Raw genomic sequence first — 15,847 nt, 5'->3', positions numbered from 1 at the left:
GTTTAAAATATTCAAATCTTTTTATATTAATTTTTTTTAGGATAGATCTACATTTTTACATCCAAATAGATATGTAAGGATAAATCCGGAAATATATGCAATTACTAATGCTGAAACATATAGAATTATTGCTGTGAATACTCCGCTGTTAGATGTCATAGCAAAAGATCCCAGGATTCCTGAAGATCCAAATACAGTGTTTAATCCAAAGGCAAATCCCATCTGGGACATGATCCCTATATATATTCCCCCAATGGCTCCTCCTGCCATAGATGTAAAGAATGGCTTGACTCTAGGCAGTGTAACACCATAAATCAGCGGTTCTCCTATTCCCAAGAATCCCGGTACAATTGCCCCTCTTATATTTTCTCGTAAATTGGATTCTTTAGGAGCTTTTACATAGAGAGCTAGTGCTGCTCCTACCTGACCTGCTCCTGCCATGGCTAAGATTGGAAATAATGAGTTCATCCCTGTTGTTTCTACCAACCCCTGATATACCGGCACAAACCCCTGGTGTATTCCCATCATAACTGAGGGCAGGAATAGTCCTGCCAAAATTCCTCCTCCAATTGGGTTTCCATTTAGATTTGCAAAAGCATAGTTCATAAGACCAAAGAGTTTAAAGGACAATGGCATAATCAATGTATAAGTCAAGGTTCCCATAGCTAATAGGGTAATTATAGGAGTGGTAATTATATCTGTCGGTTCCCATGAAAATTTTTCCCTGATAAATATTTCAAATTTAGCTGCAATTATTGTAGTAAATAATATCCCTATCATTCCCCCACGAGGTTCAATAGTCTGACCAAAAAATTCTGCCATCCCGCTATTTCCTCCATCACCATATCCAAGTAAAAACAGTCCCGACAACATCCCTCCTATTACTCCTGACCCTCCAAATGCCTTAGTTGCATTGAATCCTATCATTATATACATAAATTTAGTCAACGATTTATTGAAGACATTTATATAGTTAACCCAGTCCCCTGTTATATTCAACTCCTTACACAGCCCTGCTAATCCTGCCAGCATTCCTGCTGCGATAAATCCCGGAATTAATGGAACAAATATATTGGAAAAATTTGCCATAAATCCCTGGAACTTACTTGTCCTTCTGGCTTTTACAGCACTTTTCTGTTTTTTTACCATCTCTTCAAAACTTGCCTCTTGATTATTTTGATTCTCAGCAGTTGATTTATAGAGTTGATCCATTGCTGTATATGCTTTTTTGACCTTTCCAGGACCGAATATCAGTTGTAATTCATCACCGTTTTCATTTAATCCCAATATTCCCTCAATGGCTTTTAATCCTTCCAGATCAACTTTTTCTAAATCCTTTACCGATATCCTCAAACGTGTCATACAGCTTGTGTATCCATAAATATTTTTCTTTTCTCCTACAAGCTTCATTATTTTCTCTGCAATTTCCTTATAATCCATCTCTTCCCCCCTATAACGACTCCCAGCCCAATATATAATCGATAATTTAAATTTATAAATACAGGTAATCTATTCCTCTTTATATATTTAAAAATCTATTCTAAGATAAATTTAGCTGCTTTCAGTGCCTCTCGGATAAAACCTTTTTTTTCTGACAGCAGTATTTCAGCCTCCTTTGCCCCTAAACCTCCTAGGAGCATTAGGATAGCAGTCTTACAATGCCCCCCTGTATCTCTTAGGGCAGAGCTTGCTTCCTCTCTGGTACAGTCAGTGGCTTCCATGACTATTTTTTTCTGTCTTTCCACCAGCTTTTCATTGGTAGCTTCTACATCTACCATTAAGTTTCCATATACCTTTCCTATCTTTATCATGGATCCGGTAGTGAGCATATTCAACACCAATTTTTGTGCTGTTCCGGCCTTTAGCCTGGATGATCCTGTCACTACTTCCCCTCCTACTACTGGAGATATTGCTACCTTTACAGATTCAGCTAAGATGCTGTCAGGATTGCAGCTCACACCAACTGTTACAGCTCCCAGTTCCTTGGCATATTCGATTCCACCCATTACATATGGTGTTCTTCCGCTTGCGGCTATCCCTACCAATATATCTTTAGCATTAAAACCGATCCCCTTTAAATCCTCTACACACAGCTCTTTATTATCCTCAGCATTTTCAACAGCTTTTAAAATAGCATCTTTTCCTCCTGCAATGAGCCCCACTACTAATTCTGCCGGTGTTCCAAATGTAGGAGGACATTCACTGGCATCTAATATTCCCAGCCTTCCAGATGTTCCAGCACCTATATATATGAGTCTTCCCCCATTTAAAAATGCATAACTTATTTCATCGACAGCTTCTGCTATATTTTCCAATTCTTTCTCAACTGCTAAAGCAACTTTTTTATCCTCGTTATTGATTACCCTTACCATCTCCATGGTATCCAGCATATCTATATCTGTAGTATTTTCATTCCTGCTCTCAGTTACCATATGTTTTAAATTTAATTCCATGATCTCCTCCATCAAACTAGATATACCCTTAGTTTAGAATAATTTATTCCAAAAGTCAAATAGGAAAAGTTTTTTTATCTCTGAAATACTTCTAAAAATTAAATTTAACCGGTAAAAATTTTATGCTCAACTGAATAAAATGTCCCACTTTTTTTTATCTAATAGGTCAGTCCATGACCAAATTTATAGATTATTTGTCCCCTTTCATCCCTTATATTTACAGGCAGTTTCCCCTCTGGAACCACTGAGGAACCGTCACTTCCTACAAATACAACCCTTATCCCTGCTCTGATATTGGCTTCCAATGAATTTCTTCCATTGTTAGTCTGATCAAACCCTGTTATTCCATAGATAGCTATATTTGCTCTTACTGTAGGAGTATAGATGATATCATAGGGATTTCTCGTAGATATGGTTACCATTTTTTTATTATTTCCATTAACAAATTCAATTATTTCATTGATCTTAGTATTCTTTTTTAGATTGTAAGTAGCTAAAACTATATAATTAGAATTTTTTATTCCATTTTTTAATTCTTCTGTTAATCCGTCCCTATAATCTGCTGTAAGTTTTTCTATCTTTACATCTTTTTCTATCTTTAGAATTTCATCTTCCATGATCTTTCCACGGGTTTTAGTTTCAGCAATCAATAGTATTTTTTTACCCTTTACCAGATTCATAGGTAAAATATTCTCATTTTTTATAAGGGTGACCCCTCTTTCAGCCGCTCTTTTTTCTATATCTTTATTTTCTTTACTCCCTACTATTTTTTCTGCATCTTTTATCCTTTTCTCAACATCTGCTTTTTTACCTAACCCCTTTTTTAACTTCAACTCTACAACTCTTTCTGCTGATTCCTCTACCCTGTTTTTTAGTTCCCTGTTAATCTTCATCTCTTTTAATATAGTAGAGTATAAGATCTCTAATTTTTTAACATCCTCCTGACTCCATACAATTACCGGCATAAGCATAATATCCCCACCTGCCAATATTGCCCTTTCAACACTTTCAGCTTCTCCAAAGTTTTCAGATATAGCATGCATATTCAAAGCATCTGTTATTATTATTCCAGAAAAGTTCATCTCATCTCTCAATACTCCTGTCATTATTGGTCTAGAAAGAGTTGCAGGAGTTCCAATCAAAGTCCCGTCTTTTTGAGATCTCATTTTCGTATCATCTAAGGCAGGAATAATAACATGGGCTGTCATTATCGCCTCTACCCCATTATCAATAGCCATTTGAAATGGTACCTTATCTATATTTTCCCACTGCCTTTTATTATAATTTACTGTAGCCAGTCCAATATGGGTGTCAGCCTCTGTATTTCCATGTCCCGGGAAATGTTTTATTGTAGAGATCAATCCTTTTCCCTGGAGCCCGTCTATATAAGAGGATGCCATATCTCCTACTAATTTGGGATCATCTCCAAAAGATCTCACTCCGATTACAGGATTATTTTGATTGGAATTTACATCTACAACTGGTGCAAAGTTAAAATTTATCCCCAATGCATCCAATTCTATTCCAATAGTTTTTCCCACCTCATACGCTAAGTTCAGATCTCTACTTGCCCCCAAGGCCATATTCCCTGGCATCTCCGTCCCCTGCTGTAATCTGGTAACATATCCGCCCTCCTGATCTGCACCTATCAATAACGGCATATTTTGGGATATATTCTGCATATCATCTATTAATTTTACCGTCTGCTCTGTATCTACCAAATTTTCCCTAAATAAGATAATCCCTCCCAGTTTATAATCCTTGATAATTTGTTTCACCTCTCGGTTCATTGCAGTAAAAGGTTTTTTATTCCAATTTCTAAAATCTATCATGATCAGCTGTCCTAATTTTTCACGATCACTCATCTTCTCAACTATTTTTTCTGCTCTTATTTTAGGTGTATCTGCCTCTACCATGCTCTCTGCAATATTTGTACACCCTAAGATTCCTAAACATAATCCTAACCCTGCCAATATTTTTTCCATCTTTTTCATATCTTCCACCTCTCTTATTTTATGATAGATTATACTATAAAAAATTCTTCTTTTAAAACAATTATGAGTTTTTTTATTCCGTTTTTAACTACTTGTTATTCCCACCTTGTTATAAATTAAAAAACAAGTTATACTACAACAATATTAAAATTATATACAGGAGGTATTCAATGAAAAATGAAATTTTAAAATATATAAAATTATTTTTAGGTTTTTTCGTCTGTTCCTTAGGAATTGTTATCATTATAAGATCCAATCTAGGTTTTTCTCCCTGGGATGTTCTCCACCAAGGGATCTCAAAAGTCGGAAATATTACAATCGGCCAAGCCAGTATCCTTGTTGGAATCTTAGTTATAACTTTAGATGTCTTCTTAGGGGAACAGATCGGCAGCGGTACCGTATTTAATATCATATTCATTGGAACTTTTATGGATTTAATTCTTTTTTCCAAGCTGATCCCTCTCAGCGACACTCCTCTTCTGGGAGTTCCCATGATGTTTATAGGATTATTTATCCTGGGTATAGGCTGTTACCTGTATATCTCTACCGGTCTTGGGTGCGGTCCCAGAGATGCATTGATGGTTGCTCTCACCAAAAAAACTAATTTTTCTGTGATGTTTATAAGAAGTAGTATTGAAGTTACCGTTTTAGTCATAGGATACTTTTTAGGAGGATATGCAGGAATAGGTACCGTAATCACAGCGGTATTCACCGGCAGTTTTATTCAGTATGTTTTTAAAATATTTGATTTTGACGTCAAATCAGTAACCCATAGGAATATCAAGGATGAAGCACTTCTTTTAAAAGCCTATATGTTAAAAAAATAAAGCAACGTGAAGTTGCATCTAGACAAGCAGAAACTAAATTTTTATAATTTTTTATTTCTAGACTATAAAAAATAAAAACTACTCACAAGTAAACTAGATAGCAAAAATGAGGCATAACCCTTTTAGGTCAGCCTCATTTTTTATTTAAACCTATTTAACCAAAGTCAACCAGGAATCATATTTACTATCCTTCCCCTTGGTCATCTCAAAGAATGCTTCTTGAATTTTTTCTGTAATAGGCCCCCTTTGACCCTTTCCGATTTTTATCTTATCAACACTGGCTATTGGAGTTATCTCAGCAGCAGTTCCTGAAAAAAATAGTTCATCTGCTGTATATAACGATTCCCTGGAAATAGTCTCTTCCACAACTTCATACCCTAGGTCACGGGCTATTGTTATAACAGAATCCCGGGTAATACCAATAAGAGCTGATGATCCTGACTGGGGAGAGTATATCTTCCCATTAGAGATCACAAATAAATTTTCCCCACTTCCTTCACTGACATTTCCAGAATAATCCAATGCTATTCCTTCATCATATCCATTTTCCAGTGCTTCCATCTTGATAAGCTGAGAACTCAGATAATTTCCCCCAGCCTTAGCAGCTGTAGGCATTGTATTTGGAGCTAATCGCCTCCATGATGAAACACATACATCTACTCCCTTAGTTAGAGCTTCTTCCCCTAGATATGCCCCCCATTCCCAAGTGGCAATCATTGTTTCCACCGGACAGCTGGATGGATCTACTCCTAAAGAATTATACCCCCTATATACCAATGGTCTGATATATGCTGTTTTTATTCCATTGATTTTTATAGTATCGAATATTGCTTTTCTTATCTCCTCTTTTGTATATGGAATTTCCGTTCTGTATATTTTACAAGAGTTATATAGTCTGTCAATATGTTCATCTAATCTGAATATAGCTGTTCCTTCCTCTGTTTTATAGGCTCTTATCCCTTCAAAAAAACTGCTTCCATAGTGCATTGCGTGAGATAAAACATGGATCTTGGCATTGTCGTGATCTATCATCTCCCCATTTATCCATATCTTTTTAGTATCTATCATAATTTCCTCCTAAATATATTATCTATTAAATATTTTTCACTACTAAACTTACCATCTCTTGAGTCCCAACTAATCTAGTTGAATCTGTATAGATATCCTTCGTTCTCATACCGTCATTTAAAACTTTTTCCACAGCTTTCTCTATGGCCATTCCTTCCTCTACTAATCCCATAGAGTGCTTAAACATCATAGCTGCCGATAAAATAGCGGCTATTGGATTGGCTATATCTTGTCCTGCTATGTCTGGTGCTGATCCATGGATCGGCTCATATAACCCATATTTTTCTCCTATGCTGGCTGATGGCAGCATACCGATAGAGCCCGTTATCATACTGGCTTCATCTGATAATATATCTCCAAACATATTCATAGTTAAGATCACATCAAATTGAGTCGGGTTTATCAGTAACTGCATAGCTGCATTATCTACATACATATGGTTTAATTCTACCTCTGGATAGTCTTTTGAGACCTCTATCACAACTCTTCTCCACAGTCTCGAACTTTCCAATACGTTGGATTTGTCTACACTTGTCACTTTTTTATCCCTCTTCATGGCTGTTTCAAAACCTTTTACTGCGATCCTTTTTATCTCCTCAGCATTATAAGAGAGAATATCGTAGGCTGTTCCATCTTCCCTTACACCTTTTTCCCCGAAATAAATCCCCCCAGTCAGTTCCCTGACTATACAGATATCAAGACCCTCACCGATTATCTCTGTCTTTAATGGAGAAGCATTTTTTAAAGGTTCATAAACTATAGCCGGTCTTAAGTTGGTGTATAGTCCTAATTCTTTTCTGATATTTAAAAGGCCCTTTTCCGGTCTGTCTTCTCCCTTAAGATGATCCCATTTAGGACCTCCTACTGCTCCTAAAATTATCCCATCACTATTTTTACATATCTCAATTGTTTCTTCCGGTAGTGGAGTTCCGTGGTTATCTATAGCAACTCCTCCAATATCAGCATAATTTATATTAAATTCATGGTTGTACTTTTCTCCTATTTTTTTTATGACACTTACTGCTCCTTCTGATATTTCCTTACCTATGCCGTCTCCCGGCATGATTGCTATCTTATATTCCATCTCTATCCTCCTAATTTAATGCAGACCTATTTAGATATAAATCCATTCTGTGCAGCATAGTTAAATATTCCGCCGGCTGTTATTATTTCCTCTATATCTCCTAATTCTCCCAAGGTATATTCTTTATTTGTAGTTATATTTTTTAAATTTGTTCCTGTAATTTCTATCTCATCTCCAGTTTTAATCTCATCTATTAATCTGTTTTTGGTCTCATAGGGGATCAAGAACCCTCCGTCTACAGAATTCCTATAAAATATCCTTGCATAACTCTCAGCTACCACAGCTTTTATTCCTGCTTTGTCAAGTGATAAAGGAGCATGTTCCCTAGATGACCCGCACCCAAAGTTTTTCCCTGAGATCATTATTGTATAATCTGATTCATATCTGTCTCCCTCTATAAAAGGGACTTTTATCGAACTAGGATCCATCCCAGACATGGCATACTTACCATAATTTTTAGCTTCTTCCTCTATATCTGTCCTATACACCAGGTGAATTGCTGGAATTATTTGATCCGTATCGATATTATCTCCTACTACATATGCCTTTCCCTTTATCTTATCCATCTATTTCCACCTCTATTTTTTCAATATATTTTCTTGGGTCTGTTATTTCCCCTGTCAATGCTGATGCGGCTGCCGTATAAGGAGAAGCCAGATATACCTTAGAATCCATAGACCCCATCCTTCCATGAAAGTTTCTATTAGTTGTAGATATTACTACCTCATTTCCGTGGGTTCTTCCAAATGTGTCTTCTGGTCCTCCTAAACATGCTGCACATGATGGTGGTCCTATCTTACAACCTGCATTTTCAAATATTTCTCTTAGTGTTTCTCCCCCTATGGTAATCGTTTCAAAATTTCTTTCTACGTTCCTTGTAGCCGGGACTATAAAGGTTTCTATCTTTACTTTTTCCCCTCTAAGTATCTTAGCTGCGGCTATAAAGTCTGTTGTTTTCCCCCCTGTACAAGATCCGATATATGATCTCGTTACCTCTATATGAGATAAGTTCTCTGCAGGTTCTACATTCCCTGGGGAGTATGGCTTTGCAACTACCGGAACTACCTTACTGGCGTCATAGCTATGAACAGAATGATAACTTGCATCTTCATCTGAGTTATGAACTTCATAATCTGTTACTCCTCTTTTTTCCAGATATTTTTTAGTCACTTCATCGGCAGCTATTATCCCACACTTTCCTCCGGCTTCTATGGCCATATTACAGATTGTCATCCTCTCTTCCATATTTAATCCCGAGATAGCTTCTCCACTATATTCCATACATCTATATGTGGCTCCATCAAACCCAATGTCTCCAATTGTCTGCAACACCACATCTTTTCCCATGATATAACTGGGAAACTTACCATCAAACTTAAATTTTATCGATTCAGGTACCCTTACCCAAAGTTTCCCAGTTCCCATGATAAATCCTGCGTCTGTATTTCCTATCCCAGAAGCAAATTGTCCAAAGGCTCCTGAGGTGCATGTATGGGAATCTGTCCCGAACAATACATCTCCCGGTTTATTGTGCCCCTCCTCTGCAAGAGCTACATGGCACACACCCTTGTAGTCATCGGTAAATGGTTCATAAAAGTGTTTTATCTTCTGTTCTTTGGCAAATTTAGTCACATATTCTATATTTCTCATGGCATATTTATCTTTTGTAAATATATAATGGTCTGGAATTAAAACTACCTTTTCTTTATCCCATACCTTGGCACCTTCACCAAAATTTTCCTTAAATATTCCCATAGTTCCAGGACCACACACATCATGAGTCATTAGGATATCTACATCTACCCAGATATTATCTCCGGGTTTCACTTCTATTTTATTTGATTTATTTGCTAAAATTTTTTCTACTATAGTCATCTATATTCTCCCTTCCTCGTTAAAATAATTATTTATTGCTCCCATATATGCCCTGATACTGGCTTCTACTATATCGGTACTTGTATACCTGCCGTTATAGTTTTTCCTATCTTTACCCAGTCTTATGAAAACTTCTCCCTGGGCATCACTCCCCTCTGTCACTGCTTTTATTACATACTTATTTAGTTTAAATTCCACATCTATAATTTTATCTATAGCTTTAAATGCTGCATCTACAGGGCCGTCTCCAATGGCTACATTTTCTATATTTTTTCCATCTTTTTCCATGTTTATAGAAACTATAGGAGTGATTGTATTACCTGTATTTACAGTATATCTATTCAATATGTAGGTCTTATTTTTTATTTCATTTGTTCCATCTATCAGAGCTTCGATGTCTTCTGCTGATACATCTTTTTTCTTGTCTGCCAGCTCTTTGAATCGTATAAAGATTTCCTCCATTTTTTCCCTGCTCATTTCATAGCCGCATTCCTTTAAGTGACTTTCAAAGGCATGTTTCCCCGAATGTTTTCCAAGTACCATCTTGTTTTTACTAAGTCCTATAGATTCAGGAGTCATGATTTCGTAGGTTTCTTTATTTTCTAGTACCCCATGCTGATGGATCCCAGATTCATGGGCAAAAGCATTTTCTCCTACAATAGCTTTATTCGGCTGTACCTCAACTCCTGTTATTTTTGTGATAAGCTGACTTGTTTTATATATCTCTTCTGTATTTATTCTATTTTGTCCAGGGTAGATATCCTTTCTTACACCCATAGCCATAACCACTTCTTCTAAAGCTGCATTTCCTGCTCTCTCTCCTATCCCATTTATGGTACACTCTATCTGTGTGGCTCCTGCTTTCACTGCGGCTAGTGAGTTAGCAGCTGCCAATCCTAAATCATTGTGACAGTGTACCGATATATCCACCCCATCTATATTTTTTACATTTTCCCTGACCCCTTTGATTATCTTATAGAACTCATCTGGAGTAGTATATCCTACCGTATCAGGTATGTTTATAGCTGTAGCTCCTGCTTCTATAGCTCCTTCTACTATTTTATAAAGAAATTCTGGTCTTGTTCTAGTAGCATCTTCTGCTGAAAATTCTACATCGTCACACTTAGATTTTGCATATTTAACCATCTCTACAGCTTGTTTATAAACCTCTTCAGGTGTCTTTTTTAATTTATATTTCATATGGATATCAGATGTAGCGATAAATGTATGGATCCTTGGATATTTTGCACCTTTTATGGCTTCCCATGCAGTATCGATATCCCCCTTTAATGCTCTTGCAAGTCCTGCCACTTTTACATTTGTGACGCTTTCAGCTATTGCTTTGACGGAATTAAAATCCCCCTTAGATGAAGCCGGAAATCCTGCTTCTATGATATCTACGCCTAATTTTTCTAGTTGTTTGGCAACCTCTATTTTTTCTCCTATGTTCATACTGCATCCCGGTGACTGTTCCCCGTCTCTCAATGTTGTATCAAATATCTTTATCATCTTTTCCATAGTTCTATCCTCCCAATTATTTAACCTTCAATGATTATAAAAAGCAACGTGACGTTGCATCCAGACAGGCTCAATCTATATTTTTATTTTTTGTATATTTCATAAATTTTTATACTTCCTAAACTATAAAAAAAGACAGCTATAATTATAGCTGCCTAAAAAAAAATTATATTTTTTCTTATAATTTTTTATAAAAAAAAGCAGCCAATAATATCAGCTGCCATCATAGTTATACTCTACCCAATTATTTTAAAACAGGGTGTTCAAAAGTATATAATTTTCCCAATATCATTTTTAATCTATTCAATTGCTTGCAGCCTAATGGCAATAATAATAACAGCAGCAATAATAATAAATTTATAGATAAGATATTAGTTAAAATCATATTCTTTTCCTCCTCGTTTTGTAATTAAGAAAGATAATAACAGTTTAATTTTTTTCTGTCAACAATTTTTTGAAAAATAAAAATTAAATTTCATACTTAATATTTAAACTAATAGATCAAATTATTGATATTGTTAGAGTCAGAGAGTTTTTTTATAGAATAAAAAAAACTAATTTTTATCACCTTTATAATTCTTTAATTAGAATAATTCCACCTAAAAAACAGGGAAAAAGTTTAAGGAAAAAAGATATTATGAAATAATAAAAAATGATTAGATCAAAAAAAAATAATTTTACATATAAAAAAAATTATGCTAGAATGTTTAAAAATTAAAACTTTAGTAACAAAAAAGTTTTAATCTGAAGAAAAAAATAAAAATAAGTGAGCTGATTAAGATGGTTAATTCAAGAATCGGACAATTAAATATGCTAATGATGATGCTTTGGTAGAGTTTGTAACTTAAATTTTTTAAATTTAAGAACAGACTCGTTTTGTAGTAACTTACGAGTTTGTTCACAAGCATCTTTAAGTAGAAAGCCTGTGGGAAACTCCGCAGGCTTTTTTATTTTACAAAATTCATTTGGAGGTAGTAGATGAAAGTTGGAATTATTGGAATAGGTACTGTAGGAAGGGAGGTTCTTAGTATTATTTCTTGCCAGAGGGCAAAGATAGAAAAATTATTAGGAGAAAAGATCGAAGTTATAAAAATTTGTAATAGAACAGCCAGGGAAGTATATGAAGATTATTTATTTACTTTTGACTATAAAGAGGTAATAGAGGATCCCTCTATCGATACCGTCATCGAATTAATAGGGGGGATAAAGATTCCATTAGAGATCGCCAGAAAAACTCTAACAGCAGAAAAAAACCTGGTCACAGCTAATAAGGAGCTTTTAGCTGTCCATGGAAATGAGTTATTCCAGCTGGCAAAAGAAAAAGATGTAAAAATCTTTTTTGAGGCTGCTGTAGGGGGAGGAATACCTATATTGTCTCCCCTAAAAGAATCCCTCTTTCCCAATAAATTAAAAAAAATAAGGGGAATATTAAACGGAACAGCAAATTATATTTTGACACAGATGAGTGAGGGAGCCAGTTATAAACAAGCTTTAAAAGATGCAACTGAGAAAGGATATGCTGAAGCAGATCCGGCGTTTGATGTTGAAGGGATTGATTCTGCTCATAAAATAAGTTTACTGAGTTACCTGGCTTGGGGAGAAATAAAAGAATTTAGAGAGATCAAAATAGATGGAATCACAGGATTAACAGCCAAAGATATAGAAAAAGCTGCTAAGAACAACCAGAAATATAAATTATTAGGAGAAGCTGTAATAGATGAACTAACAGAAAAGATAACCCTATCTGTTAAACCAACATTAGTAGGAAAAAATGAACTGTTCTACGAGGTCAATGGAATATACAATGCTGTGGAAATAGAGGGAAGTTATACAGGAAAGACAATTTTTTATGGTGAAGGTGCAGGAGGAAGTGCTACAGCAAATGCAGTAGTTTCAGATCTCTATAAGGTGATAAACAGTAGAAGCTGGCAAAGATAAAACATTAAAAAAAATAATCAAAATACAAGGAGGAACAACTATGAGTTTTAAATTTGAGACATTACAATTACATGCAGGACAAGTAAAAGATACATTAACGGGAGCCCGGGCAGTACCTATCTATCAGACTGCGTCATATACTTTTAAGGATACAGATCACGGAGCTAGGTTATTCAACCTGGAAGAAAAAGGAAATATCTATACAAGGATTGGAAACCCTACAACTGAGGTATTAGAAAAAAGGGTAGCGGCATTAGAAGGTGGGGTAGGAGGATTGGCAGTTGCCTCGGGATCGGCAGCTATAACTTATGCCCTTCTGACTATTGCCAGATCAGGGGATGAGATAGTTTCAGCAAAGGGAATCTATGGGGGGAGTTATAACTTCTTATCCAATACAATAGAAGATTTTGGGATAAAAACAAGGTTCTTCGACACATCCGACCTAAAGACCTTAGAAGACGCCATAACTTCAAAATCAAAGGTGATCTTTATAGAGACATTAGAAAATCCAACAGGACAAATAGTCGACCTGGATGCCATATCAAAAGTAGCTAAAAAACATGGTCTGCCCCTAGTTGTAGATAACACATTTGGAACACCCTATCTAATAAAACCCATTGAACATGGGGCTAATATAGTAGTCCATTCAGCTACAAAATTTTTAGGAGGTCATGGGACTACAATAGCAGGAGTTATCGTAGATGGTGGGAATTTTGATTGGAAAGATGATAAATTTGAATCATTTAATATCCCTGATTCCGGATACAATAATCTGATCTATTCAGATTTAGGAGATCAGGCATTTATAGTAAAAGCAAGGGTAAGGTTATTAAGGGATACAGGAGCGGCTCTTTCCCCCTTTAGTGCTTTTTTGATCTTACAGGGGATTGAAACCCTTTCACTCAGGGTAGAAAGACATGTAGAAAATTCAAAAAAAGTGGCTGAATATCTAAACTCCCATCCAGAAGTGGACTGGATAACTCATCCAGAATTTACAAAAAAAGAACAGAAACAATTAGCCAATAAATATTATAAAAAAGGTGTCGGATCGATATTCACCCTTGGATTACATGGGGGAAAGGAAAGAGCAAAAAAATTTATAGAAAATTTGGAGATATTTTCCCATCTGGCCAATGTAGCAGATGCAAAATCTTTAATCATCCATCCTGCAAGTACAACTCATAGCCAGTTAAGTGATGAACAATTAAAAGCAACAGGGATAAAACCAAATATGATAAGGATTTCAATAGGATTAGAAAATATAGATGATCTCATAGGAGACCTGGAAAATGCAATAACAAGCTCCAAATAAACTGATTTTTTATTTAATTAAACATGCAAAAAAAACCTACAAATTTAACTAACAGGGAGAAATTATGAAGATAAAAGACATATTTAAAAATAAAGAAACCGTAATCTCATTTGAGATTTTCCCTCCAAACAATAAGTTCCCCATAGAAAAAATATATAAAACTATCGATGAGCTGGCTGAACTAAAACCCGATTATATAAGTGTCACATATGGAGCAGGGGGAACCAGTCAGAGCAGGACTGTGGAGATAACCAAGAGAATAAAAAATATAAACAAAATAGAAACCATGGCTCACCTAACCTGTATAGGTGCTACCAAGGAGTCTATAAATACTACTCTGACACAGTTAAAAAATAATGGAATAAAAAACATCTTAGCCCTTAGAGGAGACATTCCCAGAGATCAAATCCATGATTCACACTTCAGCTATGCCAGTGATCTGGTAAAACACATAAAAAAAGAAGATAATTTTTCTGTGGCAGGAGCTTTTTATCCTGAGGTACACTTTGAAAATAATGATCTTCTGGATCTTTTTCATCTGAAAACAAAGGTTGAGTCTGGGACAGATTTTTTAGTCTCACAGCTATTTTTTGATAATGAAGATTTTTATGCATTTAAGGAAAAAACTCAAAAATTAAATTTAAATATCCCCTTAGTTGCCGGGATATTACCTGTGACAAATTATAAACAGATTCAAAAAGTAAGGGAACTGTGTAATGCAAGGATCCCAAGGAAATTTCAAGCTATACTAGATAAATTTAAGGACAATCCAAAGGCATTAGAAGAAGCTGGAATAACCTATGCCACAGAGCAAATCATAGATTTAATAGCTTCCGGGGTAGAAGGAATTCATATCTATACAATGAATAAGGTCCATGTGACCAGAAGAATCTTAGAAAACATAAAATATATTCGAAAAGGAATCGGGGAGGCAGAGTAAAATATCTATTCTATGCAATAATAATTTGAGAGGTATAGAAGATTCTAAAGACAGTGGTATCCTCTTTAAAAATAAAAAAAAATCTGCTGCTGAAATAAAAATAGGAATAATAAATTTAATGCCCTTTAAGGTGGAGGTTGAATCTCAATTTTTTAACCTCCTAGGCAGGTATAGTTTAACAGTAGAGGTCGAATTTTTATACCCGGATAATCATATTTCAAAACATACCTCAATGGAATATATAGAAAAAAACTATATTCCACTCAGTAAGTTAGAGGAAAGGAATTACCAGGGATTGATTATAACAGGGGCTCCTATAGAGAATATAAAATTTGAAGAGGTAAAATATTGGGATAACTTAAAACCTGTATTTAATTCGGATATTCCCAGTATCTACATTTGCTGGGCCAGCCAGGGAGCATTATATCACCACTATAAAATTTCAAAATACCCGCTAAAAGAGAAGATATTCGGGATTTTTAACCATAGAGTTAATAAAAATAAACTGATTCAGTTAGATGAGTTTCATGCCCCTCACTCTAGAAATACCTACAATAAAAAAGAGGATATTATAGGAGCAGGTCTTATGATCATCGCAGAAAATAAAAAAGCCGGAGTATATATGGCAGCCACAAAAGACTTAAAAAATATCTATATCTCAGGACATGGTGAATATCAAATGGACATGTTAGATAAAGAATATCGAAGAGACCTCAAAAATATTCCTGAAAACTACTATAGAAATAATGATCCAGATAAAGAAATTTTATTTACCTGGGATAAACACAGAGATATTTTTTATAAAAATTGGTTAAATATGATAATCGAATAAATACAA

Annotated in this window: 14 protein-coding genes; 5 read left to right on the top strand and 9 right to left on the bottom strand. The window is 35.2% G+C overall.

Annotated elements, in window-relative coordinates; translation table 11 throughout:
* Window positions 1-36 precede the first annotated feature (36 nt).
* The 3 genes from murP to NRK67_10750 form a co-directional block, all read right to left on the bottom strand.
* The gene (gene murP, locus NRK67_10760; GenBank protein ID UUV19882.1) at window positions 37-1,440 is read right to left on the bottom strand and encodes a PTS N-acetylmuramic acid transporter subunit IIBC; all 1,404 of its coding nucleotides are present in this window, start codon (window positions 1,438-1,440) and stop codon (window positions 37-39) included.
* Between the two features lie 95 nt (window positions 1,441-1,535).
* A complete protein-coding gene (gene murQ / locus NRK67_10755; GenBank protein ID UUV19881.1) occupies window positions 1,536-2,453 on the bottom strand; it encodes an N-acetylmuramic acid 6-phosphate etherase in 918 nt (305 codons plus the stop codon).
* 158 nt (window positions 2,454-2,611) lie between these two features.
* On the bottom strand, window positions 2,612-4,447 hold the full coding sequence (locus NRK67_10750; GenBank protein ID UUV19880.1) for a glycoside hydrolase family 3 protein: 1,836 nt from the start codon (window positions 4,445-4,447) through the stop codon (window positions 2,612-2,614).
* A 170-nt stretch (window positions 4,448-4,617) separates the two neighbouring features.
* Here NRK67_10750 and NRK67_10745 point away from each other — a divergent pair, with 170 nt between their 5' ends.
* Window positions 4,618-5,274 carry a hypothetical protein gene (locus NRK67_10745; GenBank protein ID UUV19879.1) on the top strand — a complete coding sequence of 219 codons (657 nt, stop codon included), beginning with the start codon at window positions 4,618-4,620 and terminating at the stop codon, window positions 5,272-5,274.
* Between the two features lie 150 nt (window positions 5,275-5,424).
* Here the strand turns inward: NRK67_10745 and NRK67_10740 are convergent, their stop codons facing one another.
* From NRK67_10740 to NRK67_10715, 6 genes are all read right to left on the bottom strand, one after another.
* Window positions 5,425-6,342, bottom strand: coding sequence for a branched-chain amino acid transaminase (locus NRK67_10740; protein ID UUV19878.1), 918 nt, complete (start codon window positions 6,340-6,342; stop codon window positions 5,425-5,427).
* A 25-nt stretch (window positions 6,343-6,367) separates the two neighbouring features.
* Window positions 6,368-7,426, bottom strand: coding sequence for a 3-isopropylmalate dehydrogenase (gene leuB, locus NRK67_10735; GenBank protein ID UUV19877.1), 1,059 nt, complete (start codon window positions 7,424-7,426; stop codon window positions 6,368-6,370).
* 26 nt (window positions 7,427-7,452) lie between these two features.
* Window positions 7,453-7,992, bottom strand: a complete 540-nt coding sequence (locus NRK67_10730; GenBank protein ID UUV19876.1) for a 3-isopropylmalate dehydratase — start codon at window positions 7,990-7,992, stop codon at window positions 7,453-7,455.
* On the bottom strand, window positions 7,985-9,301 hold the full coding sequence (locus tag NRK67_10725; GenBank protein ID UUV19875.1) for an aconitase/3-isopropylmalate dehydratase large subunit family protein: 1,317 nt from the start codon (window positions 9,299-9,301) through the stop codon (window positions 7,985-7,987). Before NRK67_10725 ends, NRK67_10730 begins: the two co-directional genes overlap by 8 nt.
* A complete protein-coding gene (locus NRK67_10720) occupies window positions 9,302-10,819 on the bottom strand; it encodes a 2-isopropylmalate synthase (protein UUV19874.1) in 1,518 nt (505 codons plus the stop codon).
* A gap of 244 nt (window positions 10,820-11,063) precedes the next feature.
* Window positions 11,064-11,204 (bottom strand): hypothetical protein, encoded by a 141-nt coding sequence (locus NRK67_10715; protein ID UUV19873.1) that lies wholly within the window; start codon window positions 11,202-11,204, stop codon window positions 11,064-11,066.
* Between the two features lie 593 nt (window positions 11,205-11,797).
* On the opposite strand from NRK67_10715, the gene NRK67_10710 reads away from it, so the two are divergent.
* The 4 genes from NRK67_10710 (at window position 11,798) to NRK67_10695 (ending at window position 15,841) form a co-directional block, all read left to right on the top strand.
* The gene (locus NRK67_10710; GenBank protein UUV19872.1) at window positions 11,798-12,757 is read left to right on the top strand and encodes a homoserine dehydrogenase; all 960 of its coding nucleotides are present in this window, start codon (window positions 11,798-11,800) and stop codon (window positions 12,755-12,757) included.
* Between the two features lie 40 nt (window positions 12,758-12,797).
* A complete protein-coding gene (locus NRK67_10705) occupies window positions 12,798-14,069 on the top strand; it encodes an O-acetylhomoserine aminocarboxypropyltransferase/cysteine synthase (protein UUV19871.1) in 1,272 nt (423 codons plus the stop codon).
* 64 nt (window positions 14,070-14,133) lie between these two features.
* Window positions 14,134-15,009 carry a methylenetetrahydrofolate reductase [NAD(P)H] gene (gene metF / locus NRK67_10700; GenBank protein ID UUV19870.1) on the top strand — a complete coding sequence of 292 codons (876 nt, stop codon included), beginning with the start codon at window positions 14,134-14,136 and terminating at the stop codon, window positions 15,007-15,009.
* A 25-nt stretch (window positions 15,010-15,034) separates the two neighbouring features.
* Complete coding sequence (locus NRK67_10695; GenBank protein ID UUV19869.1) at window positions 15,035-15,841, top strand: homoserine O-succinyltransferase; 807 nt, start codon at window positions 15,035-15,037, stop codon at window positions 15,839-15,841.
* The last annotated feature ends 6 nt before the right edge of the window (window positions 15,842-15,847 follow it).

This window comes from Fusobacteria bacterium ZRK30 (assembly GCA_024628785.1).
Taxonomy (GTDB): Bacteria; Fusobacteriota; Fusobacteriia; order Fusobacteriales; family Fusobacteriaceae; genus Psychrilyobacter.
This window is presented reverse-complemented; position numbering and strand designations above follow the sequence as displayed.

What these genes read in the sequence shown, in the direction of transcription:
- NRK67_10720 (UUV19874.1), bottom strand. Translation starts at nt 10,819, where the DNA reads ATGGAAAAGATGATAAAGATATTTGATACAACATTGAGAGACGGGGAA.
- metF (UUV19870.1), top strand. Translation starts at nt 14,134, where the DNA reads ATGAAGATAAAAGACATATTTAAAAATAAAGAAACCGTAATCTCATTT.
- murP (UUV19882.1), bottom strand. Translation starts at nt 1,440, where the DNA reads ATGGATTATAAGGAAATTGCAGAGAAAATAATGAAGCTTGTAGGAGAA.
- NRK67_10705 (UUV19871.1), top strand. Translation starts at nt 12,798, where the DNA reads ATGAGTTTTAAATTTGAGACATTACAATTACATGCAGGACAAGTAAAA.
- NRK67_10745 (UUV19879.1), top strand. Translation starts at nt 4,618, where the DNA reads ATGAAAAATGAAATTTTAAAATATATAAAATTATTTTTAGGTTTTTTC.
- NRK67_10710 (UUV19872.1), top strand. Translation starts at nt 11,798, where the DNA reads ATGAAAGTTGGAATTATTGGAATAGGTACTGTAGGAAGGGAGGTTCTT.
- murQ (UUV19881.1), bottom strand. Translation starts at nt 2,453, where the DNA reads ATGGAATTAAATTTAAAACATATGGTAACTGAGAGCAGGAATGAAAAT.
- NRK67_10730 (UUV19876.1), bottom strand. Translation starts at nt 7,992, where the DNA reads ATGGATAAGATAAAGGGAAAGGCATATGTAGTAGGAGATAATATCGAT.
- leuB (UUV19877.1), bottom strand. Translation starts at nt 7,426, where the DNA reads ATGGAATATAAGATAGCAATCATGCCGGGAGACGGCATAGGTAAGGAA.
- NRK67_10750 (UUV19880.1), bottom strand. Translation starts at nt 4,447, where the DNA reads ATGAAAAAGATGGAAAAAATATTGGCAGGGTTAGGATTATGTTTAGGA.
- NRK67_10740 (UUV19878.1), bottom strand. Translation starts at nt 6,342, where the DNA reads ATGATAGATACTAAAAAGATATGGATAAATGGGGAGATGATAGATCAC.
- NRK67_10715 (UUV19873.1), bottom strand. Translation starts at nt 11,204, where the DNA reads ATGATTTTAACTAATATCTTATCTATAAATTTATTATTATTGCTGCTG.
- NRK67_10725 (UUV19875.1), bottom strand. Translation starts at nt 9,301, where the DNA reads ATGACTATAGTAGAAAAAATTTTAGCAAATAAATCAAATAAAATAGAA.